Below are 23,678 nucleotides of genomic sequence, written 5' to 3' on the forward strand. Positions count from 1 at the left end.
CCTGCTCAGCCGCCCCCACCCGCAAAACCGTGTAATACCTCCAGCCGGCAGCCCTGGCGTTCCCCCATACACTTCTTGAACGACCTGCCGCTGCCGTTTGGTAGGTAGAGTGTTGATAATTTTTTCTCAGTGGTTATAGTCACTACCAACACACCACAAGGAGGTGATGTGGATAGCCGATATTTGATAGGCCATATCGTTGCAGACGGCTGGTATCTGGCACGCGTCAGGGGCAGCCATCATCATTTCAAACATCCAACCAAGCCTGGGCTGGTGACCATTCCCCATCCCAGGAAAGAGCTGTTGGACAAGACCGCCAAGAGCATTTTGAAACAAGCTCTGCTCGGTTGAGCGTTCCAGGGAGAACCACGAACATGCTGTATCCGATTGCAATTTCAACGGGTGACGACGACCACGCCTGGGGAGTGGAAGTCCCCGACATCCCTGGGTGTTTCTCTGCCGGAGATGACCTGGATGACGCCATGGCCATGGCACGGGAGGCCATAGAGGGTCACTTCGAGCTGCTGGCGGAGGATGGCGCGCCCATTCCCAGCGCGCAAAAAGTCACCCACCACGCGGCCAACCCTCTGTACGCCGGCTGCATCTGGGCGGTAGTGGACATTGATGTGACCAAGTACCTGGGCAAGGCGCAAAAACTCAACATCACCTTGCCGGGTTATCTGCTCAACCGCATTGATGAATACGTGCTGCATCACCCGGAAGAAAAAAGCCGCTCCGGGTTCCTGGCTTCGGCAGCGCTGAAAGTGCTGCAACAAGAGCGGTGACACTACCGAATTTGACCGCAAGAAACGTAGTTCACGCAGCTGCGATGAGCGCTAAAGTGCCAACCTGTCCACTAAATGGTCCGCCCAACAAGGAGCCCGCTCATGCCGTGTGAATACAAACTCATGCCCTCCCCCGTCGGCCAATTGACCCTGGTCGCACGCAACGGCAAGCTCGCCGCCATCTTGTGGGAAACCGAGCGCGCCAACCGGGTGCGCCTGGGCGAGTTGGTGGAGGTCGATGACAGCCCAGCGCTGCTGCAAGCGGAACGCCAGTTGAATGAATATTTTGCCGGCACCCGCGACCGCTTCGATCTGGAACTGGACTTCGAAGGCACCGAATTCCAGAAAAAAGTCTGGGCCGCGCTGTTGACCATTCCCTTCGGCGAAACCCGCAGCTACAGCCAGATAGCCACGCAGATTGGCAGCCCGAAAGCGGTGCGTGCGGTGGGGGCCGCCAATGGGCGCAATCCGATTTCAATCGTCGCGCCCTGCCATCGGGTGATTGGTGCGTCGGGCCGGCTCACCGGGTTTGCCGGTGGCCTGGAGGCCAAGCAGTACCTGCTCACGCTGGAGGACGGCGAGCCGACCCGGTCGCTGTTTTGATGACGCTATGGCTGGTCGGCCTTGGAATCCTTCATTTGCACCGATGATTTGCTGCCATCGGTATTGTCCTGGGTTTCGTTGTTCGAGCTGTCGAAGCAGCCCTGCAGGAGTACCAGGCAGCAGGCCAGGCAAAGGGTACGGGTAAGGTTCATGGTCGTGCGTCCATTCAACGGGGTGATAAGACAGTGACCCATCGGCCCGGGCCTGGGTTCGATACCCCCACGGTTGGCCCGCCGAACGGTCAAGCGGCATAAAAAAACGGCGGTTGGAGTTCAATCCAACCACCGTTCTCGGGAGCGCAACCTCCCTCAACCGTCGCCGCGACGACTCTTGCCGTAGGACGATGCCAGCGCCCGGGCTTTTTCCAGGCGGGTTTCCAGCTTGGGCAAGGTCTCATCGACCAATGCCTTGATTTCGGGGATCTCCGACGCAGCGCCTTCCTGCTTGAACAAGGCGATTGCATCTTCGTTGGCCTTGACCTGCTGGGCCGTGTAGGCGGCGTCAAACGAATCGCCATCGGTCAGTTCAGGCATCAGGGTTTCGGCCTTGTCGGCGATCTGGTCGCGAGGCGCCACCGGCAAGTCGAGTTTTTTCGCAATGGCCGCCAAATGTTGGTTGGCCAGGGTGCGTTCGTTGATGACCTCGATGGTGTAGTCCTTGATTTCCTGGGACGAGGTCTTGGCGTGGGCCATGCGGCTGGTTTCGATATCAGCCATGCCTTTGGCCGAGGCTTGTTCGATGAATTCGGCAGGCCCTTGGGCGAGCGCATTGCTGGCGCCGAGGCCCAGCAGCATCGCGAAAGTGGCGGTGCGTAACCGGATAGCCGTGCGGCTCATGATGGGTTCCTCCAGGTAATAAATACATGCCGGGGAACGAGCCCCGCCCTGAATCTGAATTTTCAGGGCGGCAAAGGTTTAGAAAAAACTTGTTGGTGCGACGAACGGTCGTGTGGCGTCAGGCAGTTTTACTACCCAGCAAGCCCGGCAACGCATGGGCCAGGGCATTGAGCGCAAAGCCGATAAACATCACGCCACACAGCTTGGTGATCAACACTTCATGGCGCTGATACACCGCACGCACCTGCCGCGCGCCGACAACTGCGATCAGGATCCCATAGGCCAGCAGGCCGCCAAAAAAGCTCAGGACGATCAACCACGGCAACATGCCCCAGGTCAGCAACTCGGCCCGGCTCGACAGCAACGCAGTGAATGTAGCCACGGCCACGGGATATGCCTTGGGGTTGGTCAGGCCAAACAGGATGCCGTGCCAGAACGGTTGGCGCGCTGCACCCTGGGGCGACTCGTCGCTGCGGTTGCGGGTGCGAATCGCACGAATGCCCAGCCAAAACAGATACAGGGCGCTGAGCACACCCAGCACATCAAACGCGCTGCTGCCGATTTCCCGCGCGCCGACAATCGCCACCAGCGCGGTGCTGCACCACACCACATCGCCCAACAGGTGCCCGCACAGAAAACCGGCCCCGGCCCGCCGGCCGCGCGCGGCGCCAATGCCAAATACCGCCAGCACCCCTGGACCCGGCGTGATGCCGTAGATAAAGCCCGAGGCAATGACGGCAAACAACAATGATGAGGTCATGGGTAACACGCTCAGAAAATAGTAGGGGCGCGTCGATTGTGCACAATCCACCCCACACTGCAATGCTAGGTTCCACGCCTGGCCAGCACGTCCTGCACTTGCGCGATCAACCACTGTAACGCGCCGTCCCCGCCGCGGCGTTTATGCCAGGCCAGTACAAAACCGAAGGACGGAATATGAAACGGTGGCGGTACCACCAGCAGATGCCGCGGATCGATATTCAGCAGCCCCTGTGAGGACACGGTAAGGATCAGGTCGGTGCCCTGGATCAACTGCGGCGCGACGCTCCAATGCGGCAGGCTGATCGCCACATGCCGCCGCTCACGGATCGCGGTCAGCGCCCGTTCGATTTCCGGGGTGCCACTGCCACGCATTTCCAGCAACACATGGGGCCGCGCCAGGTAGGTGGGTAAGTCGAGCACACCATCGGCGGGCAAACTATCGCGGTCCACCAGGCAGGCGTAATGCTCTTGGAACAATGGCGTGCTGCGCAACTCGGCTGGCAGGTCGGGAAAGACCCCGGCGGCCAGGTCGATTTCGCCACTGAGCACCCCTTCTTGCATGCCCTCACGACTGGCGTGGGTGATGGCCAGGTCAATCCCCGGCGCCTGCTCGCGCAGCGCCCTTGCCAGCCCAGGCAACAATAGCGCCGCGCCATAATCGGACATGGCCAAACGAAAAGTGCGCCTGGCCGACGCCGGTTCGAAACGGTTCGGCGCCAGCAGCGACTGCACCTGGGCCAGCGCATCGGCCAAGGGCGCCGCCAGTTCCAGCGCACGAGCGGTGGCGACCAGGCCACTGCCCTGGCGCACCAGCAACGGGTCGCCCAGCAGGTCCCGCAAGCGCGCCAGTGCATGGCTCACCGCCGGCTGGCTCAGGTGCAGGCGCTCGGCGGCGCGGGTGACGTGCTGCTCGCTGAGCAACGCGTCGAGGATCACCAGCAGGTTGAGGTCGATACGGCGCAGATCATTCATATGGTGCATATTCAGCATAAGAACTTGGAATTTAAATCTGCGCGACGAATACCGTAGAGTCCAGTAAAACCTTTGGGAGATTGATCATGACCACGTTGCATTGGCTGGGCTTGTTACTGTTGGCGGTGATTGCCGGGGCGGTGGTGCCGTTTCAAAGCGCGATCAACGCTAACCTCGGGCGCGGCCTTGGGCATCCGCTGTGGGCGACCCTGGCCTCGCTGCTGGTGAGTATCCTGGTGTTGCTGCCGGTAATTCTGGCGTTAAGGTTGCCGCTGCCAAGCCTGGGTTTTATCAGCAAGGCCCCGCTGTGGATGTGGACCGGCGGCGCATTCGGCGTGTGTTTTATCTCCCTGGCCCTGGTCCTGCTGCCCAAGCTCGGCGCCTCCGGATTTATCGCCCTGGCCCTGAGCGGGCAGGTCCTCGCCTCGTTGTTACTTGATCACTTTGGCTTGTTTGGCTTGGTGGAGCGGCAACTGACAGCACCCCGTTTGCTCGGGGTGCTGATGTTGATCGGGGGGGTAGCGTTGATTCAGTTCAGTGCCGCACCGACCAGGGCGTTGACCGCCGTGGGATGAGGGTTCAGCGCTTGTCGGAGGTGCGCAATAGGTGTGGCAGGCCCCAGAGCAACAGCGCCGCCGCAATCAACGCGCACACACCAATCACATACAGCGCCGGGGTGGTGCTGCCTGTGATGTCCTTGATGCGCCCGACCATTACCGGGCTGACAATGCCGCCCAGTTGGCCCAGGGTATTGATCAAGGCAATCCCGCCCGCTGCACCTGCGCCGGCACCGGCCAGTAGCTTGGGAGGCAAGGTCCAGAAGGTCGGGATCGAGGCGATAATACCGGCGCCCAACAGGCCCAGGGCGATGATCAGGAATGTCGTGTGGTCATCAAAGATCCCGGCGCAGAAGAAGCCCACGGCACCCAGCGCCACCAGGCCGCTGACAAACTTGCGCCGCTCACCGGTTGCATCCGACCAACGTCCGATCACCACCATGCTGATCGCCCCGCAGACGTACGGAATCGCCGTCAGAAAACCGATGGTGACCGAACTCTGGACGCCAGTGCTGCGGATCAGTTGCGGCGCCCAGAAGTTCAGGCCATAGGATGCCACCTGGATCAGGAAGTAGATCAACCCCAGGGTGAGGAACCCGGGAATTTTCAGGGCCTGGAGCAATGAGCCTTTCTTGTGAACTTCATGCACCGCGATGCGACTCGACAACAGGGCTTTCTCTTCAGCGCTCAGCCATGGCGCATCTTCAATGCGGTCCTTGAGCTGGGTCAAAACCATCCATGCCAGCACCACGCAAGGCAAGCCACCGAGCAGGAACAACCAGTGCCAGCCGCGCAGTTGCAGCACGCCATCCATGTGTTCCAGCACCAGGCCAGAAAACGGCGCGCCCACCAACCCGGCAAACGCCGAGGCGAGGAACAGCATTGAGGTAATCCGCCCGCGGAAATCCTGGGGGAACCACAAGGTCAGGTAATACAGCACCCCCGGCGCAAAACCGGCTTCCATGGCGCCGATCAGAAAGCGCAATGTGTAGAACTGCCACTCGGCCGTCACAAATACCATGGCCGCCGTGGCAAGGCCCCATGACACCATGATCCGGGCGATCCAACGTCGGGCACCGACCCGGTACAACATCATGTTGCTCGGCACTTCGAAGATCACATAGCCCATCACAAACAACCCCGCGCCCAAGCCGTAGGCGGTGTTGCTCAACCCCAGATCGGCCTGCAACTGGAACTTGGCGAAGCTGATATTGATACGGTCAAAAAACGCGAACAGATAACACACCATGATCAATGGCATCAGGCGCCAAGCGACCTTATTGACCAGGGCTTTCATTTCATCGGGCTCAACGGCCGGGCGTACGCCGGCCTCCATAGTCTTTGGCTTCATGTGTTTCTCCAGGGGGACTGCCCACAGGCGTCCGAATTGTTTTTGTTGTCTGGGTGAGGCTCACAGGGTGGCGATATACGCCGGGGGCGGATGCAGGTCACTGTTGCGGCCGGCCTTGACCACCTGGCCAGGCAGTTCATGGCCGAGCAGCGCCGGTAATTGCCTGGACATCTGCAACAGATGTGGCAAGTCGATACCGGTGGGGATGCCAACTTCTTCACACAGGTTGACCAAATCTTCGGTGCAGATATTGCCCGACGCCCCCGGTGCAAACGGGCAACCGCCGAGCCCGCCGAGGGCCGCATCAAAACGCCGGGCTCCGGCTTCGTAGGCCGCCAGTACATTGCACAACCCCAGGCCACGGGTGTTGTGAAAATGCAGGGTCAAATCGCTGGCGCGCACACGCTGCAACACCCGATTGACCAGGCCCCGGACCTGACGCGGGTTGGCCATGCCGGTGGTATCGGCCAGGGTGATGCCCTGGACGCCCAGTTCGAGATAGGCGTCCACCAGGTGCAGCACACGGTCCTCGTCGATCTTGCCTTCGAACGGGCAACCGAAGGTGGTGGCGATACTGCCATTGAGGCTTACCGGGTAATCGCTGGCAAAACTCACCACCTCGCCGAAGGCCGCCAGCGAGGCTTCGCAGCGCATGCGCATGTTGGCCAGGTTGTGGGTCTGGCTGGCGGACAGCACCAGGTTCAACTCATCCGCGCCAGAGGTAACTGCACGCTGGGCGCCCTTGAGGTTGGGGATCAGTGCCACATAGATCACCCCGGTGCGACGGCGAATCCCCTGGAATACCTGTTCGCCATCCCGCAGTGCGGGAATAGCCTTGGGCGAGACAAAGGAGCCGGCCTCGATGCGCGAAAAACCGGCCTGGGACAATTGGTCGATCAGGCTGATTTTATCGGCGGTCTCGACCCAGCCCGGCTCGATTTGCAAGCCGTCCCTGGGCGAGACTTCCTGCACAATCAGTGGGTCGGAATAATCAACGATCATTGCACTACTCCCGCGTTTTTCAGGCGCTGAATATCAGCCTCGGCCAGGCCCATGCCGCCGAGAATTTCATCGGTGTGCTGGCCCAGACTGGGGCCTTGCCAGTTCACGGCGCCGGGGGTTTGCGAGAGTTTGGGCACAATGCCCGGCATCTTCACCGTCAACCCGCCAGGCAATTCGGCGTTGAGCAGCATGCCCCGGGCCTGATAGTGCGGATCGGCGACGATATCAGCCACCGAATAAATACGTCCGGCGGGCACCTCGGCCGCCTACAAGGCATCGAGCACCTGTTCGATGGGCAGGCTGCTGGTCCAATGGGTGATGGCCGCATCCAGAAGGCCGCTTTGCGCCGCACGGCCGTCGTTATGGGCGAACGCCCCGTCCTCGGCCAGATCGATGCGGCCAATGGCAGTCATCAGCCGTTTGTAGATGGGGTCACTGTTACCGGCGATCACCACGTAGGCGCCGTCGGCAGTCAGGTAAGTATTGGACGGTGCAATACCCGGCAAGGCGCCACCGCTGCGTTCACGAACATGGCCGAGCATGTCGTATTCCGGCACCAGGCTTTCCATCAGGTTGAACACACTCTCAGCCAAAGACACGTCCACCACCTGCCCATCGCCCTGCCCGGTCTTGACCCGCAGCAGCGACATCAAGGCGCCGATCACCCCGTGCAACGAAGCCAGGGAGTCGCCGAGGCTGACCCCGACCCGGGCCGGCGGTGAATCGGGGTTGCCAGTGGTATAGCGAATCCCGCCCATGGCTTCGCCTATTGCACCAAAACCCGGGCGGTCGCGATAAGGCCCGGTCTGGCCGTAGCCGGAGATGCGTACCAGGGTCAGCCTGGGGTTGAGGGCATGCAACACGTCCCAGCCCAGGCCGAGTTTCTCCAGGCCGCCAGGGCGCAGGTTCTCGATCAGCACATCGGTATCGCCAAGCAACTGCTTGACCAGCGCCAGGCCTTCGGCTGACTTGAGGTCCAGGGCCAGGGATTTCTTGTTGCGCGATTGCAGATACCACCACAGCGAGGTGCCCTGATGCAGCTTTCGCCATTTGCGAAGCGGGTCGCCTTGGCCCATGGATTCGATCTTGATCACCTCGGCACCAAACTCGGCCATCAACCGGGCGGCGAATGGCGCAGCAATCAACGTGCCGATCTCGATTACCTTGATACCGCTCAGGGGAGCCGTCATAGGGCGTACCTCTTGTGCTTGGAATGTGAACCCAGGCTAGAGGACGGTGAAGGGGTAAATCCAACCTTCAATTGGCAACGAGCGTTCGCAAAACGCGAACGACCAGGGAACGAGCCGACAGACTATTCCGTCAGACCGCACCCTCAGAGGCGTGTAGATATTCAAACAATAAACGGCTGACCGGCGACAGCGCGGCTTCATCGCGCACCACCAGGACCAAACGGCGTACCGCCCATTCATCCGTCAGCGGGACCGCCTGCAGGCCCAGCGAGCGCCCGAACAATTCATAGGCTTTCTGCGGCAGGATGCCGATGCCCATATGGGCCTGGACCATGCGGCACATCGCATCGAAGCCCGGCACATGGATGCGCAGGTGCAGCATTTTGCCGGCCTCCCGCGCCGCTGCGTGGGTACGCATATTGATCGAACTGGCGACATGCAGGCCGACATAATCGCAGCCCAGGGTTTCGCTGAACGACAACCCCTCGCGGTCGGCCAACGGGTGATCCATCGGCATCAGCACCATCAGGTTGTCGCGGCGATACGTCACGCTGAACAAGCCCTTGGTATCGGTATCGCTGGAGCAGATCCCCAAGTCCGCCACACCGTCGAGCACACCCTGAACCACACCCGTGCTGGGGCGTTCTTCAAGGTCGGTCTTGAGCTGCGGATGCAGCGCGGTGAAGTCGCGCAAATCTTCCGGCAGGAACTGGATGATCGCCGACAGGTTGGCCAGCATCCGCACATACCCGCGCACGCCATGGCTGTGTTCGCCCAATTCCAGGCCCATCTTCTGCACGTTGAACAGCATCTGCCGGCCGTGATGCAACAAGGTTTCACCCGCCGCAGTGAGGCTCATGCCCTTGGCCTGGCGCACAAACAGTGTCAGGCCTAGCATTTTTTCCAGATCCACCAGACGCTTGCTGGCGGCCGATACGGCAATGGATTCACGCGCTGCAGCGCGGGTCAGCGTGCCCTCCTCGTACACGGCGACGAACAGCTGCAAGGTGATCAGATCCAGGCGACGGATCAGGCTTTTGGACAACATCACACACGCTCAGCGGCCAGACGGTGGATCTCGGCGGGCTCGATCACCGCTTGCGGCGCGCCATGCCGGACCACCGCCAGCATCGCCCGTCCGACGGTCTCAGTACTCACGACCCACGCCGGCCGCACACGACGCACCAACGACAGCAGCGGCCCGATCAGGTTGTAGATTGTCTGGTAAAGCGGGGTTTTAGAACGCACGCCATGCAACGGCTGGATGATCCCCGGACGGAACAGGTAAACCGCCTTGAACGGCAGGCGCAGCAAGGCATTCTCGGTCTTACCCTTGACCCGCGCCCACATCACCTTGCCCTGCTCGGAGCTGTCGGTGCCCGTACCGGACACATACACAAAAGTCATCTGCGGATTAAGCCGCGCCAGGGTGCTGGCGGCGACCAGGGTCAGGTCGTAGGTCTGGCGGGTGTAGGTGGCTTCATCCATGCCCACCGACGACACCCCCAGGCAAAACAGGCAGGCATCAAAGCCTTGCAGCAAATGCTCCAAGGGTTGGAAGTCGAACATATCGGCGTGTAGCACCTGATGCAGCTTGCCATGCTCCTGGGTCAACGCCGTGCGCCCCACCGCCACCACTTCCTGCACATCAGCGGCCAGCAGACACTCACGCAACACGCCCTGGCCGACCATGCCGGTGGCGCCGAATAGCAAAACTCTCATAAGGGTGGGCCTCGGTGGCAAGCTTCAAGTTAAGAGCAGTACAAGCTGCTCAGATTAACAGCTTGTCGCTTGAAGCTTGCCACTGCTCGACTCAAAACGCGCTGCGGAAAATCTCCTCGATCTGCCGCTGGTCAGCGCGCCGTGGGTTGGTCAGGCCGCAGGCGTCCTTGAGGGCGTTGGTCGCCAGCAACGGAATGTCTTGCAGCTTGGCGCCCAGCTCACGCAGGCCGGCCGGGATTTCAACGTCCTGGGACAGGCAGCGGATCGCTGCGATGGCCGCCTGCGCGCCTTCTTCGGGGCTGGCGTGTTTGTCGGTCACACCCAGGGCGCGGCCGACGTCGCTCAGGCGCGCCGCGCTGACGCTGGCATTGAAGCTTTGCACGTGGGGCAGCAACACCGCGTTGCACACGCCATGGGGCAAGTCGTAAAGGCCGCCCAACTGGTGGGCCATAGCGTGGACAAAACCCAGGGAGGCGTTGTTGAAGGCCATGCCCGCCAGAAATTGCGCGTAGGCCATGTTTTCCCGGGCCGCCATGTCGCTGCCGTCACGCACCGCCAGGCGCAGGTTGGCGCTGATCAGTTCGATCGCCTTGATCGCGCACGCATCGGTGATCGGGTTGGCGGCAGTAGATACATAGGCTTCGATGGCGTGGGTCAGCGCGTCCATACCGGTGGCGGCGGTCAGGCCCTTGGGCATGGCGACCATCAGCGCCGGGTCGTTGACCGACAGCAATGGCGTGACGTTACGGTCGACGATGGCCATTTTCACGTGGCGGGTTTCGTCGGTGATGATGCAAAAACGGGTCATTTCGCTGGCAGTACCGGCGGTGGTGTTGATGGCCACCAGCGGCAGTTGCGGCTTGCTCGATTGGTCGACACCTTCGTAGTCGCCGATATGCCCGCCATTGGTGGCACACAGGGCGATACCCTTGGCGCAGTCATGGGGCGAACCGCCGCCCAACGACACCACGAAATCGCAGCCACTGGCCTGCAACAACGCCAGACCGTTCTCGACGTTCTCCACGTTGGGGTTGGGTTTGGCGCCGTCGTAGAGCACCGAATCGATGTCCTGCATCGCCAGTTTCTCGGCAATCATGCGGGCCACGCCCGCCTTGGCCAGGCCGGCGTCGGTGACGATCAGCGCCTTGCGAAAACCGTAGTTGCGGATCGCGCTCATGGCTTCGTCGAGGCAATCGATGCCCATGATGTTGACGGCGGGAATGAAGAACGTGCTGCTCATGGTGAACCCTCGGGGATACGTTGATGCCTACAGCATCAACCCCACCCGCCTGCGGCATCTTGACCAAGATCAACGCCCGCCCGTGATAAAGTCACCGCCCAGCCGTTTTTGAGTAGACCCGCCGCAATGAAGGATTTCCAGGATATCGACGCCGCCCTTGAAGACTGGACCGCACTGCGCAGCAGCACCGCCTTTTCCGCGATCCTGATCGGCAACGGTGCCAGTCGTGCGGTATGGGAAGATTTTGCCTACGACTCGCTGTTTGAAAACGCGCGCACCGTCGAAGAGAAGCCCTTGAGCGCTTCCGAATTGAGCGTGTTTGACGCGATGCAGACCCGTAGCTTCGAGCAGGTGCTGGGCGCCCTGAAAACCACCAGCCGCGTCAACAAGGCCCTGGCCGTCAGCTCCGCCGCGCCACGTAATCGCTACTACGCGATCAAGGAAGCGCTGATCAATAGCATCCACGCCGTGCATATCCCCTGGCGCCTGGTGCAGCCCTCGACCCTGGCCACGATCAATCAGGAACTGGCGAGCTACAAGACGGTATTCACCAGCAATTACGACCTGCTCAACTACTGGTCGATCCTGCACACACCGGGCATCGACGACCTGTTTCGCGGCGCCGATTCACGCTTTGACCTGCGCGACACCGCCACCGCCGCGACGCGCATTCTGTACCTGCACGGTGGCCTGCATCTGGTGCGTAACCTGGATGGCTCGGCGCGTAAACTGCCGTCCACCGACAGCACGTTGCTCAGCAGTTTTGCCATCAACAACACCATCAAGACCCTCGACGATGTGCCGCTGTTTATCAACGAAGGCCCCAGCAGCGAGAAGCTCAAGAGCATTCGCAGTTCGGATTACCTGTCGTTCTGCTATGAACAGTTGCTGGGGCAGGCAGGCGCGCTGTGCATCTTTGGCCATCACCTGAGCGAACAGGACGGGCACTTGGTGGAGGCCATTCGTCGGTCGCGGATCAAGACCCTGGCGATCTCGGTGTTTGGCCGCAGCGACGGGTTTATCCAACAGCAGAAGCGGCGGTATGCCGCGCTGTTCGAAGGGATGGAGGTGGAGCTCAGGTTCTTTGCGGCGCGCAGCCATGCGTTGGGCAAGCCGGCATTGTCGGTGCCGGTCGAGCACTGATCCCATTACCAAAAGCGATCAAATGTGGGAGCTGGCTTGCCTGCGATCGCGGTGTGTCAGCACCGAATGTGTTGACTGACACTCAGCTATCGCAGGCAAGCCAGCTCCTACATTGACCGCGTTCCAGGCCTATTCTTCGGCGCTGTGTACCACCACCAGCAACTGCGCCTGCACCTCACCCACTGAACGGATCCGGTGGGGCTTTTGCGCATTGAAGTGCAGCGCATCGCCGCGCTCCAGCAGCACCCGCTCGCTCATGAAGTCCACTTCCACCCGGCCTTCATGCACAAACAAAAACTCCTCCCCCACATGCTCCTTGAAGGTCTTGTCGCTGAACTCCGACGGCGGGTAGATGATGAACGGCAGCAGGCTGCGCTCGCTGACCTGATGGGCCAGTACCGCATAACCCGGCGAGGTATCAGGCCGCTCATGGCTGCGCACCAGGCTGTAGCTGTCGAGGCTGACGCTGTCTTCGCTGAACAATTCTTCGACCTTGACGTTCAACGCCTTGGCCAGTTTCAGCGCGGCGGCAATCGACGGGGTGTTCAGGCCGCGTTCGACTTTGGACAGGTAACTCTTGGTCATCCCGGATTTTTCGGCCAATGCCTCCAAGGTGACCCCGAGTTTTTTTCTCAATAATTTCAAACGGATAGACATGCGCAGCGTTTAATCCAAGCAGGATGCGATGATTATTTCTTGCCAATGACACAAAGTGTCATATAGCCTCTTTAGTGTCATTTGCAGAACCCAACGACCTTGCGAGCAGCGGGAACCCGCAAATCGACGTCCATTGAACCACCCAAAGGACACCGATATGGCCAAGACATTAGCACTCCCCAAAGACCAACTGGTCAAGCAAGCGCTGACCCAGATGCAAAGTACCCTGGCGGATAATACGTGGACCGACCGGCAAAAGCTGGCCCTGACCTGCCGTATTCTGTTCGAAAACGGCCACGACTCGGGCCTGGCCGGGCAGATTACCGCCCGTGGCCCGCAGCCTGGCACCTACTACACCCAGCAACTGGGCCTGGGTTTCGATGAAATCACTGCCAGCAACCTGCTGCTGGTCAACGAAGACCTGGAGGTGTTGGAAGGCCACGGCATGCCCAACCCGGCCAACCGTTTTCACAGCTGGGTCTATCGTGGCCGGCCGGATGTGAACTGCATCATCCACACCCATCCGACCCACATCGCCGCACTGTCGATGCTCGAAGTGCCGCTGCAGGTGTCGCACATGGACCTGTGCCCGCTGTATGAAGACTGCGCATTCCTCGAAGCCTGGCCGGGTGTGCCGGTGGGTAATGAAGAAGGCGAAATCATCACCGAGGCCCTGGGCGACAAGCGCGCCATCCTGCTGTCTCACCACGGCCAGTTGTCCACTGGAAGCACCATCGAAGAAGCCTGTGTGATCGCGCAATTGATCGAACGGGCGGCCAAACTGCAATTGCTGGCCATGGCCGCCGGTACCGTCAAGCCGATCCTGCCGCAGTTGGGACGCGAGGCCCATGACTGGATCTCCAAGCCCAAGCGCCACGGCGCCGCGTTCAACTACTACGCTCGGCAGAACCTGCGCCAACACGCCGATTGCCTGAACTGAAGCCTTTTTCGACCGGAGACATTCCATGTCCACCCCAACTATTCACGGCATTATCGGCTACACCATCACCCCGTTCAGCGCCGACGGCAGCACCCTTGACCTCGACGCCCTGGGCCGCTCCATCGACCGTCTGATCGACAGCGGCGTGCACGCCATCGCCCCGCTGGGCAGCACCGGTGAAGGCGCCTACCTGAGCGATGCCGAGTGGGATGAAGTCAGCGCCTACAGTATCCGCAAGGTCGCCAAGCGCGTGCCGACCATTGTCAGCGTGTCCGACCTGACCACCGCCAAGGCCGTGCGCCGCGCACGCTTTGCCGAAGCCGAGGGCGCTGATGTGGTGATGGTGCTGCCGACGTCCTACTGGAAGCTCAGTGAAGCGCAGATCCTTGCGCACTACGCGGCCATTGGCGATAGCGTCGGCGTGCCGATCATGCTCTACAACAACCCGGCCACCAGCGGCACGGATATGTCCGTGGAGCTGATCCTGCGGATCGTCAACAGCGTTGATAACGTGACGATGGTCAAGGAGAGCACCGGCGATATCCAGCGCATGCACCAGCTGTACCGCCAGGGCGAAGGCCAGGTGCCGTTCTACAACGGCTGCAACCCCCTGGCCCTGGAAGCCTTCGCCGCCGGGGCCAAGGGTTGGTGCACCGCTGCGCCGAACCTGATCCCACAGCTCAACCTGGACCTGTACCAGGCGGTACTGGCCAATGACCTCAACCGGGCGCGGGAGCTGTTCTATCGTCAGTTGCCGGTGCTGGACTTTATCCTCAAGGGTGGCTTGCCGGCGACAATCAAGGCAGGTTTGCGCATGACCGGGCTGGAGGTGGGTGATCCGCGACTGCCGGTGTTCCCGCTGGACATGGCGGGCCAGGCGCAGTTGCAGAAACTGCTGACCTCGTTGAGCTAAACCACAACCCTGTGGGAGCGGGCTTGCCCGCGAATGCGGTCGATCAGCCAATACATTTATCGACTGATACACCGCTTTCGCGAGCAAGCCCGCTCCCACATTGGATCGCATGGGTCTTTAAATTTACGGAGACAAATAGCAATAGTTCTCGATATCATTCGCGACTTTTCTGCAGCGTGCTGCGTCAAGAAGGATATCCATGTCTCGTTTCAAGCCCGACCCGTTGTCGGCCGACGCCTGTCGCGGGTTTTATGCAGACATCCTGCATTACCTGCGCAAACGCACGGACAACGCCAGCGACGCGGCGGACATGACCCAGGATGTCTTTACCCAATGGCTGGACTACAACGACCGGACCAAGGTCGAGCAGCCACGGGCCTTTCTGTTTCAGATGGCACGCAACCTGTTGCGTGACCATTGGCGCAAACAGAAGGTGCGGCACAGCGTCCACCATCAACAGGCCGAATGGGACGCCGAGCCTGTCACCGACGAGCAAAACGATCCCATGGCCGCCGCTCAACGCATCCAACGCCTGGAACAGTTGAAAGAAGTCCTCGCCGAACTCTCGCCCCGCAGGCGAGAAGCCCTTATGCTGCACCGCTTCGAAGGCCTGAGCCAGGCGCAGATCGCCGAGCGCATGGGCGTTTCGATCAGCATGGTGGAAAAGCACATCGCCTTTGCCCTGCTGCACTGCAAGCAGCGACTTCAAAAAGACCCGGGCAAGGAGCAGCCAGAATGACCCGCTTGAGCACCCGCGACGGCCACGGAATTGATGAGCACGACACCATCGATGCCCAGGCAGCCAGTTGGTTTGCACGCAATCGCAACGAAGTTGGCACGCAGGACCGCAAGGCCTTCGCCGCCTGGCACGCCGTGCCGGCCCATGCGCGCGCCTACGCCGAATTCGAACAGCTGTGGGCCGACCTTGGCGAACTGCAGCAACTGAACAAACCCCTGCCCCTGCCCACGCGCAAACCCGCGCCTTGGCGCCCGGCGCTGGCGGTGGCTGCCGCGCTGATCTGCGCTTTACTCGCCAGCAACCTGGGGGCCCCGCGTGGGCTCTATCACACCGAGGTCGCGGCGCAGGCCAAAGGCATGCGCACCCTGGACCTGCCGGATGGCAGCACCTTGTACGTCAACGCCAGCACCCGCTTACGGGTGGACTTCGATGCCCATCGCCGCGTGATTCACCTGGACCAAGGCCAGTTGTACGTGGAGGTGGCGCCCGACAAGGAGCGGCCTCTGTTCGTGCGCGCGGGCGAGGCCGACGTGCGGGTGGTGGGCACCGCGTTTGACGTGCGTCGCAGCCAGCAGCAACTGGTGGTCAGCGTGGCCCACGGGACCGTCGCCTTCGCCCCCGACCAGAACGCCAGCGCCGTGCTGCTTAGCGCTCAACAACGGGCGACCTACAGCTACGCCAAGGGCTCCATGCAGCAGCAAACCCTGGCCGCTGGCGAAGTCGCCGACTGGCGCAGCGGCCACTTGTCCTTTCGCAACCGCGAGCTGGCCAGCCTGCTGGATGAGCTGAGCCTGTATCGGCCCAAGGCCGTGGTGTTGGCCGATGGCCCAGTGGCGCAACTGAAGGTTTCCGGCAATCTCGATGTCAACGACCCGGACGCGCTGCTCAATGCACTGCCTGCCTTGCTGCCGGTGAAAACCGTGCCCCTGGCCGACGGCAGGGTTCGTATCGAAGCACGTAAGTAGCTCCATTTGAGAATATTTTGCATTCGCATGTGAGGATTTTTTTTCCTGCCGCGTCTTCCTCCGGTCTGCGTTTGATACGCATGCCTTTTTTGGCTATTTAGCCGCCTTGGGGGATTTCATGTTTCGCGCGCCTTGCCTTGCCCTGCACCTGTCTCTTCGACCGACACTCATCGCCGCCTGCCTGGCCGTCAGCCTCACGGCCCAGGCCGAGTCGCTCAAACTGCAACTGCCGGCCCAACCGCTGGCCACATCCCTGAGCCAGGTGGCGCAACAGGCGAAAATCCAGCTGCTGTTCGATGAGGACCTGCTGAAAAATGTCCAGGCGCCCGCGATCAACGGTGATTACACCCCCGAAGTAGCGATCCGCACCCTGCTCAAGACCGGCGAATTCACCCTGATCAAAGTCGGCAGCACCTATGTCGTGCGCCCCGAAGAAAGCCGCACCACCAACAGCACCAGCGTGCAGTTGGACGCCTTGAGCGTGATCGGCACCGGCAACCAAGTCGATGCCAGCACCGTCGGCCGCTCGACCCTGTCCCAGGCCGATATCGACCGCCTGCAGCCCAACAACATCGCCAGCCTGGTACAGACGCTGCCGGGCGTGACCATGGGCGGCTCGATGAAGCCTGGCGGACAGATCATCAACATTCGCGGGATGGGCGAGGCCGAAGACGTGCCGATGACCGTCGATGGCGCGGCCAAAAGCGGTTTCGAGCGCTATCAGCAAGGCACCGTGTTTATCGAGCCCGAGATGATCAAGAGCGTCGAGGTGGAAAAAGGCCCGCACTCGGCCTTCACCGGCAACGGTGGCTTCGGTGGTACGGTCAACATGGTCACCAAGGATGCGCCGGACCTGCTCAAGGACGGACGCAACAGCGGTGCGATGCTCAAGTATGGGTATGCCAGCAACGACCACGAACAGGTCTACAGCGGTGCCGTGTATGGCCGCACCGACGACGGTCGCATCGACGCCCTGGCCTACCTGACCAAGCGCGACGGCGGCGACATGAAGCTGGCCGACAAGCGCGACTACGACAGCAAGGACTACCCGATCAACCCGCAGCGCTTGCCCAACAGCGCACAAGATGTGGACGGTCGACTGTTCAAACTGAACATGTACCTCACCGATGAGCACAGTCTCGGTTTCTCCTACTCCCGGGCCAACAGCGAACGCTGGACGCCGTTTTCGGCCAGGAGTTACCCATCGCCACCGCGCAAGGCCGATATCGACCGCTATGGCTATGACGCTGCCGTCAGACGGTTCCTGGCCAACCGCCACACCGTCGATACTACTTGGTCGGGCAAGTACGAATACCAGCCCCTGGGTAACCCGCTGATCGACATGAAGCTCAGCTATTCGGAGTCCAACACCGACCAGACCGACACACGCGATGCCACGGCCGTGACGAGCTTATCCACGGGCGGGCGCAAGATGGACACCGCCTACACCGACAAGATTCTCGAACTGCGCAACATCAGCCTCTTCAACACGGGCCCGCTGGACCATGCCTTGACCACCGGCGTGCAGATCCGCAAGCACATCCGCGATACCGAAAGCTGGATGCCCGGTGAAAAGTACGACACGCCTGAGTACAACTACGGGCATTTCCAACCGGCGTTCATGCCCCACGGCAAGGTCGACACCCATGCGTTCTATATCCAGGACGCCGTAACCCTGGGCGACGTGACCATCACCCCATCCCTGCGGTATGACCACGTGGTCAACCGTGGCAAAGCCAACGACGCGCCGTACTACAGCAACCCCGACCCGGCCTTCGGCCACGACTACAGCGACCGCACCTATGCCGGCTGGTCGCCGCGCCTGGCAGCGTTCTGGAAGGTCACCCCGGACGTGGTGATGTTCGCCAACTGGAGCAAGACCTGGCGCGCGCCGGTGATCGACGAACAATACGAAGTCCAGGGCCTGGGCAGCCGCACCTCCACCAGCCGCAACCTCGACCCGGAACGCATCACCGCCATCACCTTGGGCAACATCACCAACTTCGCCAACGTGATTGCCAGCGGCGACAGCCTGCAACTGCGCAGCACGCTGTTCCACAACAAGATCGAAGACGAAATTTTCAAGGCCACCGGCCTCGGCTGCCAGCAACAGAACTACATGGAAGGCTCCATCGCCAAGGTCTGCACCGACGCAGCGTCGAAGACCAATTACCGCAACGTTGGCAGCATGACCATCAAAGGTTTCGAGCTCGAAGGCTACTACGACTCGACCTACCTGTTCGGCTCCCTGAGCTACTCGTGGACCACCGGCAAACGCGAAAACCCCTACACCAACCCGTGGGCGACCGACATCCACGTGTGGGCCCGTGACATTCCACCGGCCAAATGGGTCGCGATGCTGGGCACCAAGATTCCTGCCTGGGACGCACAAGTGGGTTGGCAAGGTCAGTTCGTGCGCAAGACCGACCGCCTGCCCAGCGACAAATATTCAAGCGGCCTGAACAGCGGCTTCGGCGACAGCTTCTACGACCAGTACCCCAACGCCAGCTACGACACCCAGGGCCTGTTCGCCAAATGGACACCGCAACAGCCGTACCTCAAGGGGACCGAAGTCAACTTCACCGTCGACAACCTGTTCAACCGCAGCTACATGCCGGCCTTGAGTGGCGACAGCGCCACCAGCGTCGGACGCAATGCCAAGATCAGCGTAACGCGGTTCTTCTAACGCTGTAGGAGCCGGCTTGCCGAAACTCATAAATCCAAGCAGACAGGCCTGTTGTGGCAAGCCGGCTCCTACGGGAACTGTACGGTTCAATCTGCACCCAGCTGTAAGCCCGCGCCGTGCGGGCTTTGTGGCTAGATGGGCAGCATCCTCCTGCCCATTCGATCCGGTTGTTCCCATGAACTCGCGCGAAAACACCGGCATGGCCTTAGGCCTGCTCGGCGTCATCATCTTCAGCCTGACCCTGCCCTTTACCCGCATCGTGGTGCAGGAAATCCATCCTTTGCTCAATGGCCTGGGCCGCGCGCTGTTCGCGGCGGTGCCGGCAGCCTTGCTGTTGCTGTGGCGTCGCGAAGCCTGGCCGACCTGGCGCCAGGTACGCGGCCTGAGCCTGGTGATTGCCGGGGTGATCCTCGGCTTCCCGGTGTTGTCGGCCTGGGCCATGCAAACCCTGCCCGCCTCCCACGGCGCCCTGGTCAACGGCCTGCAACCTCTGTGCGTGGCGTTGTATGCGGCGTGGTTGTCCCATGAACGGCCATCAAAAGCCTTCTGGGCCTGCGCGGCGCTGGGCAGTGCGTTGGTGCTTGGTTATGCGCTGATCAGCGGCGCCGGTAGCATCCAGGCCGGTGATTTGCTGATGCTTGGGGCAATTGCCGTGGGTGGCCTGGGCTATGCCGAAGGCGGCCGGTTGGCCAAGGAGATGGGCGGCTGGCAGGTGATCTGCTGGGCGCTGGTGCTGTCGACGCCGCTGTTGATCGGGCCGGTGGCGTACCTGGCGCTGCAGCACGAAGGCGCGATTTCGGCCCGCACCTGGTGGGCGTTTGGCTACGTCTCGCTGTTTTCGCAGTTCCTGGGGTTCTTTGCCTGGTACGCCGGGCTGGCCATGGGCGGAATCGCGCGGGTCAGCCAGATCCAGCTGCTGCAGATCTTCTTCACCATCGCCTTTTCCGCGCTGTTTTTTGGTGAGCACATCGAGCCGATTACGTGGCTGTTTGCCTGCGGGGTGATCGTGACGGTGATGCTGGGGCGCAAGACGGCTGTGCAGCCGGCCAAGCCGCACACACTCTAAATGTGTGCGGGCTTGCCCGCGATAGCGGTGGTTCAGCCGCCCACTATATCGACTGACACTCCGTCATCGCGGGCAAGCCCGCTCCTACATTGTCTTCAGGGCAGGTAGCTATCGGCGCGTAGCAGGGTTTCCAGGCAGTGCTCGCTGATCTGGTAGAACGCCTTCAATTCGCGGATTTTCTCCAGCAACTGCGCGTTATCCGAAGGCTCGGCACGCTTGACCGCCAAAATCATCTTGTTCTTGTTGGTGTGGTCCAGGGAGATGAACTCGAACACCTTGGTCTCATAGCCACAGGCTTCCAGGAACAACGCGCGCAAGCTGTCGGTGACCATTTCCGCCTGCTGGCCCAGGTGCAGGCCATATTGCAGCATCGGCTTGAGCAGCGCCGGGCTCTGGATCTGCAAGCGGATCTGTTTGTGGCAGCACGGCGAGCACATGATGATCGACGCCCCGGAGCGGATGCCGGTATGAATCGCATAGTCGGTGGCGATGTCGCAGGCATGCAGGGCGATCATCACGTCCAGCTCGCTGGGCGCCACGCTGCGCACATCACCGCACTTGAACACCAGCCCCGGGTGTTCCAGGCGGGCGGCGGCGTTGTTGCACAGGGTCACCATGTCTTCGCGCAACTCCACACCCGTCACCTGGCCGTCGGCCTTGAGGGTGTTGCGCAGGTAGTCGTGGATGGCGAACGTCAGGTAGCCCTTGCCCGAACCAAAATCCGCGACCCGCACTGGCCGGTCCAGTTGCAAGGGGGATGAGGTCAGCGCATGGCTGAACACCTCGATGAACTTGTTGATCTGCTTCCACTTGCGCGACATCGCCGGGATCAGCTCGTGCTTGGCGTTGGTCACGCCCAGGTCGGCGAGAAACGGCCGCGTCAGGTCAAGGAAGCGGTTTTTCTCGCGGTTGTGTTCGGCCGACGGTGCTTCACGCAGTTGCTGGGGTTTGCTCTTGAACAGCGAGCTTTTGTTCTTCTTGCTGTATTCCAGCTGCGCCTCGTCGGTCAATGACAGCAGATGGGCGTTCTTGAACGAGGCTGGCAACAGCGCGGCAAGCGTCGCGACGCCGTCTTCGAGGGGGAAATTCTTGGTGATATCACGGGTCTTGTAGCGATAGACAAAAGACAGGCACGCCTGCTCCTTGACCGTCACCGGCTTGATGATCAGGCGTTGCAACTCGGCTTCTTCACCCACGTACTTGGCCAGCACCAGCTTGATAAAGGCATTCTGCTCAAGGCTTGCGCGCAGCAGTTCGATGAACTGGGCGTGATGATCCGGCGCGGGGGTGGCAGGTTTAGGGGTGACAGACATGAACAAAAACGCCTCGGGCAGGGAATGCCGGGCATTTTAGGGGGGATGGGGGCTCAGGGCACGGAGTTATTTGCCCAACGGTCCTCACAATTCAAAATGTGGGGGCTGGCTTGTGTGGGAGCTGGCTTGCCTGCGATGCGGGCACCTCGGTGTGTCAGTCACACCTCGGTGATGCTATCGCAGGCAAGCCAGCTCCCACAGACGGCAGCCCCCACCGGTTACTTGAGGACGATCAGGCGGTTGGGCAGTTCGTTACGGGTGTGGGTCTGCGGCACATGCACCTTGAGCAGTTCGCCACAGGCCTCGATGCAGGTGATAAACCCGGTCAACGTCTGCCCCTGTTTCACCTGCTGGGTAAACGTCTTGACGATGGCATCCCAACTGCTGTCATCCAGGCGCTGGGAAATCCCGTCATCCACCAGGATCTCCACGTAACGCTCGGCCTCGCTGACAAAAATCAGTACCCCGGTGCTGCCCAGGGTGTGGTGCAGGTTCTGCTCCAGGAACTGCCGGCGTGCCAGGTTCGACGCGCGCCAATGCCGCACCGAGCGCGGGATCAGGCGGGTGGTGATGGCCGGCAGGCGGAACACCAGGCACAGCACAATGAACGTCGCCCATTGCGCCAGCAGCAGCGTGTGCATGGTCAACCAGCCCGACAGGTAATGCACGATCCCCGGCACCACCAACGCCACCACGCTGGCCCACAGCAGCGGGATGTAGGCGTAGTCGTCGGCGCGGGCGGCCAGCACGGTCACCAGTTCGGCGTCGGTCTGTTGCTCGACCCTGGCGATCGCTTCGGCCACTTGGCGCTGCTCGTGTTCTGTCAGTAAAGCCATGGTTGTAGATGCTCTTTAGTTATTGTCATTACCAGCCACCCGAAGCCCCGCCGCCGCCAAAACCGCCACCGCCGCCCCTGAAGCCACCGCCCCCGCCACCGCCGCCACCGCGCCCACTGCTGCTGAGAATCGCCAGCAAAATGGCGCCTACCGGCAGGCCCATGCGGTTGCACAGCCACAACACCACCAGCAACAGAATGAACAAGCCGATGGAGAATACCGGGTTGTCCTTGGCGAAGTTGGGATCAGCCACATGGGCCGGCACGGCCAGCGGCTCGCCACCAACCACCTGGATCATGGCGGCCACGCCGTCGCTGATACCCTGGGTGAAATTGCCCGCCTTGAACTTGGGCGCAATCACCTGGTTGATGATCACCCACGACTGCGCATCGGTGAGTACGCCTTCCAGGCCGTAGCCCACTTCGATGCGCAACTGGCGCTCGTCGCGAGCCACGATCAACAGCGCACCGTTGTCCTTGCCCTTCTGGCCGATGCCCCAGTGCCGACCCAGTTGATAACCGAAGTCTTCAATGGGCAGGCCTTGCAGGTCGGGCACCGTGACCACCACGATCTGGTCGCCGCTGGTCTGCTCCAGCGCCTGCAATTGCTGGCTCAGTTGCGCACGCACCGGCGGGTCGATCATCTGCGCGTTGTCGACCACCCGTCCGGTCAGCGCCGGAAAATCCGGCGCCGCCTGGGCAGTCAGGCTCACGGCCAGCAGCAGCGCCGCCAGCCACCCAGCACGCAGGGTCATCAGAATTTCACTTGTGGCGCTTTATCGGCATCGGCACTGGTGGCCTCGAAGTTGGCGCGCACCGGCAAGTCGCTGTACATCACGCTGTGCCACAGGCGGCCAGGGAACGTGCGGATCTCGGTATTGAAGGCCTGCACGGCGGCGATAAAGTCGCGACGGGCCACGCTGATGCGGTTTTCGGTGCCTTCAAGCTGCGATTGCAGGGCCAGGAAGTTCTGGTTGGCCTTGAGGTCCGGATAGCGTTCAGACACCACCATCAGGCGGCTGAGGGCACCGCTCAGGCCTTCCTGGGCTTGCTGGAACTGCTTGAGTTTTTCCGGGTTGTCGAGGGTGCTGGCATCGACCTGGATCGAGGTCGCCTTGGCGCGCGCTTCGATCACGGCGGTGAGAGTGTCCTGCTCATGGGCCGCATAGCCCTTGACCACTTCCACCAGGTTGGGGATCAGATCGGCGCGCCGTTGATACTGGTTCTGCACCTGGGCCCAGGCCGCCTTGACCTGTTCGTCCAGGGTCGGGATCTTGTTGATGCCGCAACCGCTCAGCACGCTGCTGATCAGTAGCAGGGCCGCGGCTTTCCAGCCCCATCGAATAGTCTGTGCTGCTTGCATGGTGTGTCTCCTGACCAACCTTATGGAATTTGACGACT

At 61.4% G+C, this 23,678-nt stretch carries 25 protein-coding genes and 1 pseudogene; 11 read left to right on the top strand and 15 right to left on the bottom strand.

The features are described 5' to 3' along the window. The first annotated feature begins 168 nt into the window (after window positions 1–168). The 3 genes from HKK57_RS03115 (at window position 169) to HKK57_RS03125 (ending at window position 1,388) form a co-directional block, all read left to right on the top strand. Complete coding sequence (locus HKK57_RS03115; RefSeq protein ID WP_029299101.1) at window positions 169–351, top strand: type II toxin-antitoxin system HicA family toxin; 183 nt, start codon at window positions 169–171, stop codon at window positions 349–351. Window positions 352–374: 23 nt separating this feature from the next. Then, window positions 375–785, top strand: coding sequence for a type II toxin-antitoxin system HicB family antitoxin (locus HKK57_RS03120; RefSeq protein WP_070995801.1), 411 nt, complete (start codon window positions 375–377; stop codon window positions 783–785). Window positions 786–887: 102 nt separating this feature from the next. Beyond that, window positions 888–1,388, top strand: coding sequence for a methylated-DNA--[protein]-cysteine S-methyltransferase (locus tag HKK57_RS03125; protein WP_029299103.1), 501 nt, complete (start codon window positions 888–890; stop codon window positions 1,386–1,388). 5 nt (window positions 1,389–1,393) lie between these two features. Here the strand turns inward: HKK57_RS03125 and HKK57_RS03130 are convergent, their stop codons facing one another. From HKK57_RS03130 to HKK57_RS03145, 4 genes are all read right to left on the bottom strand, one after another. After that, entirely contained in the window at window positions 1,394–1,540 is a 147-nt protein-coding gene (locus HKK57_RS03130) for a hypothetical protein (protein ID WP_166647832.1), read from the bottom strand. A gap of 156 nt (window positions 1,541–1,696) precedes the next feature. Beyond that, window positions 1,697–2,224, bottom strand: coding sequence for a DUF4142 domain-containing protein (locus tag HKK57_RS03135; RefSeq protein WP_029299104.1), 528 nt, complete (start codon window positions 2,222–2,224; stop codon window positions 1,697–1,699). Between the two features lie 118 nt (window positions 2,225–2,342). After that, window positions 2,343–2,984 (bottom strand): LysE family translocator, encoded by a 642-nt coding sequence (locus HKK57_RS03140; protein WP_029299105.1) that lies wholly within the window; start codon window positions 2,982–2,984, stop codon window positions 2,343–2,345. Between the two features lie 65 nt (window positions 2,985–3,049). Next, a complete protein-coding gene (locus HKK57_RS03145) occupies window positions 3,050–3,967 on the bottom strand; it encodes a LysR family transcriptional regulator (protein ID WP_237150445.1) in 918 nt (305 codons plus the stop codon). 77 nt (window positions 3,968–4,044) lie between these two features. Here HKK57_RS03145 and HKK57_RS03150 point away from each other — a divergent pair, with 77 nt between their 5' ends. Continuing rightward, window positions 4,045–4,533: a DMT family transporter gene (locus tag HKK57_RS03150; RefSeq protein ID WP_029299107.1), complete on the top strand. Its 489-nt coding sequence runs from the start codon at window positions 4,045–4,047 to the stop codon at window positions 4,531–4,533. A gap of 4 nt (window positions 4,534–4,537) precedes the next feature. Here the strand turns inward: HKK57_RS03150 and HKK57_RS03155 are convergent, their stop codons facing one another. From HKK57_RS03155 to yiaY, 6 genes and pseudogenes are all read right to left on the bottom strand, one after another. Beyond that, window positions 4,538–5,866 (bottom strand): MFS transporter, encoded by a 1,329-nt coding sequence (locus HKK57_RS03155; protein ID WP_029299108.1) that lies wholly within the window; start codon window positions 5,864–5,866, stop codon window positions 4,538–4,540. Window positions 5,867–5,926: 60 nt separating this feature from the next. Then, a complete protein-coding gene (locus tag HKK57_RS03160; RefSeq protein ID WP_029299109.1) occupies window positions 5,927–6,868 on the bottom strand; it encodes a hydroxymethylglutaryl-CoA lyase in 942 nt (313 codons plus the stop codon). Further along, window positions 6,865–8,058, bottom strand: a pseudogene (locus HKK57_RS03165) (CaiB/BaiF CoA transferase family protein). Before HKK57_RS03165 ends, HKK57_RS03160 begins: the two are co-directional and overlap by 4 nt. A gap of 130 nt (window positions 8,059–8,188) precedes the next feature. After that, complete coding sequence (locus HKK57_RS03170; RefSeq protein ID WP_029299111.1) at window positions 8,189–9,106, bottom strand: LysR family transcriptional regulator; 918 nt, start codon at window positions 9,104–9,106, stop codon at window positions 8,189–8,191. Then, window positions 9,106–9,780 carry an NAD-dependent epimerase/dehydratase family protein gene (locus HKK57_RS03175; protein WP_070995797.1) on the bottom strand — a complete coding sequence of 225 codons (675 nt, stop codon included), beginning with the start codon at window positions 9,778–9,780 and terminating at the stop codon, window positions 9,106–9,108. The genes HKK57_RS03170 and HKK57_RS03175 overlap by 1 nt, the downstream gene beginning before the upstream one ends. A 91-nt stretch (window positions 9,781–9,871) precedes the next feature. Then, complete coding sequence (gene yiaY, locus HKK57_RS03180; RefSeq protein WP_029299114.1) at window positions 9,872–11,020, bottom strand: L-threonine dehydrogenase; 1,149 nt, start codon at window positions 11,018–11,020, stop codon at window positions 9,872–9,874. 126 nt (window positions 11,021–11,146) lie between these two features. Between yiaY and HKK57_RS03185 the strand changes: the two genes are divergently transcribed. Continuing rightward, window positions 11,147–12,163, top strand: coding sequence for a DUF4917 family protein (locus HKK57_RS03185; protein WP_169389772.1), 1,017 nt, complete (start codon window positions 11,147–11,149; stop codon window positions 12,161–12,163). 129 nt (window positions 12,164–12,292) lie between these two features. Here HKK57_RS03185 and HKK57_RS03190 read toward each other — a convergent pair whose 3' ends face one another. Next, window positions 12,293–12,820, bottom strand: a complete 528-nt coding sequence (locus HKK57_RS03190) for a helix-turn-helix domain-containing protein (RefSeq protein ID WP_029299116.1) — start codon at window positions 12,818–12,820, stop codon at window positions 12,293–12,295. A gap of 157 nt (window positions 12,821–12,977) precedes the next feature. On the opposite strand from HKK57_RS03190, the gene HKK57_RS03195 reads away from it, so the two are divergent. The 6 genes from HKK57_RS03195 (at window position 12,978) to HKK57_RS03220 (ending at window position 20,129) form a co-directional block, all read left to right on the top strand. After that, window positions 12,978–13,760, top strand: coding sequence for an aldolase (locus HKK57_RS03195; protein WP_029299117.1), 783 nt, complete (start codon window positions 12,978–12,980; stop codon window positions 13,758–13,760). Window positions 13,761–13,785: 25 nt separating this feature from the next. Continuing rightward, window positions 13,786–14,673: a dihydrodipicolinate synthase family protein gene (locus tag HKK57_RS03200; RefSeq protein ID WP_092234173.1), complete on the top strand. Its 888-nt coding sequence runs from the start codon at window positions 13,786–13,788 to the stop codon at window positions 14,671–14,673. 199 nt (window positions 14,674–14,872) lie between these two features. Further along, the gene (locus HKK57_RS03205; protein ID WP_029299119.1) at window positions 14,873–15,412 is read left to right on the top strand and encodes an RNA polymerase sigma factor; all 540 of its coding nucleotides are present in this window, start codon (window positions 14,873–14,875) and stop codon (window positions 15,410–15,412) included. Further along, entirely contained in the window at window positions 15,409–16,377 is a 969-nt protein-coding gene (locus HKK57_RS03210; RefSeq protein WP_169389773.1) for a FecR family protein, read from the top strand. The genes HKK57_RS03205 and HKK57_RS03210 overlap by 4 nt, the downstream gene beginning before the upstream one ends. 118 nt (window positions 16,378–16,495) lie before the next feature. Further along, window positions 16,496–19,063, top strand: a complete 2,568-nt coding sequence (locus tag HKK57_RS03215; RefSeq protein ID WP_169389774.1) for a TonB-dependent receptor — start codon at window positions 16,496–16,498, stop codon at window positions 19,061–19,063. A 175-nt stretch (window positions 19,064–19,238) separates the two neighbouring features. Continuing rightward, window positions 19,239–20,129, top strand: a complete 891-nt coding sequence (locus tag HKK57_RS03220; RefSeq protein WP_070995791.1) for a DMT family transporter — start codon at window positions 19,239–19,241, stop codon at window positions 20,127–20,129. A gap of 95 nt (window positions 20,130–20,224) precedes the next feature. On the opposite strand, the gene HKK57_RS03225 is transcribed toward HKK57_RS03220, so the two are convergent. From HKK57_RS03225 to HKK57_RS03240, 4 genes are all read right to left on the bottom strand, one after another. Beyond that, on the bottom strand, window positions 20,225–21,442 hold the full coding sequence (locus HKK57_RS03225) for a class I SAM-dependent methyltransferase (RefSeq protein WP_159906731.1): 1,218 nt from the start codon (window positions 21,440–21,442) through the stop codon (window positions 20,225–20,227). A 218-nt stretch (window positions 21,443–21,660) separates the two neighbouring features. Continuing rightward, entirely contained in the window at window positions 21,661–22,278 is a 618-nt protein-coding gene (locus HKK57_RS03230) for a TPM domain-containing protein (RefSeq protein WP_029299129.1), read from the bottom strand. A 28-nt stretch (window positions 22,279–22,306) separates the two neighbouring features. Beyond that, the gene (locus HKK57_RS03235; protein ID WP_371923397.1) at window positions 22,307–23,035 is read right to left on the bottom strand and encodes a TPM domain-containing protein; all 729 of its coding nucleotides are present in this window, start codon (window positions 23,033–23,035) and stop codon (window positions 22,307–22,309) included. After that, on the bottom strand, window positions 23,032–23,640 hold the full coding sequence (locus HKK57_RS03240; RefSeq protein WP_029297013.1) for a LemA family protein: 609 nt from the start codon (window positions 23,638–23,640) through the stop codon (window positions 23,032–23,034). The genes HKK57_RS03235 and HKK57_RS03240 overlap by 4 nt, the downstream gene beginning before the upstream one ends. Between the last annotated feature and the right edge of the window lie 38 nt (window positions 23,641–23,678).

The sequence above is a fragment of the Pseudomonas sp. ADAK21 genome, from assembly GCF_012935735.1.
In the GTDB taxonomy this organism is placed as follows: Bacteria; Pseudomonadota; Gammaproteobacteria; order Pseudomonadales; family Pseudomonadaceae; genus Aquipseudomonas; species Aquipseudomonas proteolytica.

Excerpts from the sequence above, each read along its gene's own strand:
- HKK57_RS03200 (WP_092234173.1), top strand. The coding sequence starts at position 13,786 with ATGTCCACCCCAACTATTCACGGCATTATCGGCTACACCATCACCCCG.
- HKK57_RS03170 (WP_029299111.1), bottom strand. The coding sequence starts at position 9,106 with ATGTTGTCCAAAAGCCTGATCCGTCGCCTGGATCTGATCACCTTGCAG.
- HKK57_RS03215 (WP_169389774.1), top strand. The coding sequence starts at position 16,496 with ATGTTTCGCGCGCCTTGCCTTGCCCTGCACCTGTCTCTTCGACCGACA.
- HKK57_RS03185 (WP_169389772.1), top strand. The coding sequence starts at position 11,147 with ATGAAGGATTTCCAGGATATCGACGCCGCCCTTGAAGACTGGACCGCA.
- HKK57_RS03205 (WP_029299119.1), top strand. The coding sequence starts at position 14,873 with ATGTCTCGTTTCAAGCCCGACCCGTTGTCGGCCGACGCCTGTCGCGGG.
- yiaY (WP_029299114.1), bottom strand. The coding sequence starts at position 11,020 with ATGAGCAGCACGTTCTTCATTCCCGCCGTCAACATCATGGGCATCGAT.
- HKK57_RS03160 (WP_029299109.1), bottom strand. The coding sequence starts at position 6,868 with ATGATCGTTGATTATTCCGACCCACTGATTGTGCAGGAAGTCTCGCCC.
- HKK57_RS03195 (WP_029299117.1), top strand. The coding sequence starts at position 12,978 with ATGGCCAAGACATTAGCACTCCCCAAAGACCAACTGGTCAAGCAAGCG.
- HKK57_RS03230 (WP_029299129.1), bottom strand. The coding sequence starts at position 22,278 with ATGGCTTTACTGACAGAACACGAGCAGCGCCAAGTGGCCGAAGCGATC.
- HKK57_RS03130 (WP_166647832.1), bottom strand. The coding sequence starts at position 1,540 with ATGAACCTTACCCGTACCCTTTGCCTGGCCTGCTGCCTGGTACTCCTG.
- HKK57_RS03150 (WP_029299107.1), top strand. The coding sequence starts at position 4,045 with ATGACCACGTTGCATTGGCTGGGCTTGTTACTGTTGGCGGTGATTGCC.
- HKK57_RS03220 (WP_070995791.1), top strand. The coding sequence starts at position 19,239 with ATGAACTCGCGCGAAAACACCGGCATGGCCTTAGGCCTGCTCGGCGTC.
- HKK57_RS03120 (WP_070995801.1), top strand. The coding sequence starts at position 375 with ATGCTGTATCCGATTGCAATTTCAACGGGTGACGACGACCACGCCTGG.
- HKK57_RS03175 (WP_070995797.1), bottom strand. The coding sequence starts at position 9,780 with ATGAGAGTTTTGCTATTCGGCGCCACCGGCATGGTCGGCCAGGGCGTG.
- HKK57_RS03190 (WP_029299116.1), bottom strand. The coding sequence starts at position 12,820 with ATGTCTATCCGTTTGAAATTATTGAGAAAAAAACTCGGGGTCACCTTG.
- HKK57_RS03155 (WP_029299108.1), bottom strand. The coding sequence starts at position 5,866 with ATGAAGCCAAAGACTATGGAGGCCGGCGTACGCCCGGCCGTTGAGCCC.
- HKK57_RS03140 (WP_029299105.1), bottom strand. The coding sequence starts at position 2,984 with ATGACCTCATCATTGTTGTTTGCCGTCATTGCCTCGGGCTTTATCTAC.
- HKK57_RS03210 (WP_169389773.1), top strand. The coding sequence starts at position 15,409 with ATGACCCGCTTGAGCACCCGCGACGGCCACGGAATTGATGAGCACGAC.
- HKK57_RS03145 (WP_237150445.1), bottom strand. The coding sequence starts at position 3,967 with ATGCACCATATGAATGATCTGCGCCGTATCGACCTCAACCTGCTGGTG.
- HKK57_RS03125 (WP_029299103.1), top strand. The coding sequence starts at position 888 with ATGCCGTGTGAATACAAACTCATGCCCTCCCCCGTCGGCCAATTGACC.
- HKK57_RS03240 (WP_029297013.1), bottom strand. The coding sequence starts at position 23,640 with ATGCAAGCAGCACAGACTATTCGATGGGGCTGGAAAGCCGCGGCCCTG.
- HKK57_RS03225 (WP_159906731.1), bottom strand. The coding sequence starts at position 21,442 with ATGTCTGTCACCCCTAAACCTGCCACCCCCGCGCCGGATCATCACGCC.
- HKK57_RS03135 (WP_029299104.1), bottom strand. The coding sequence starts at position 2,224 with ATGAGCCGCACGGCTATCCGGTTACGCACCGCCACTTTCGCGATGCTG.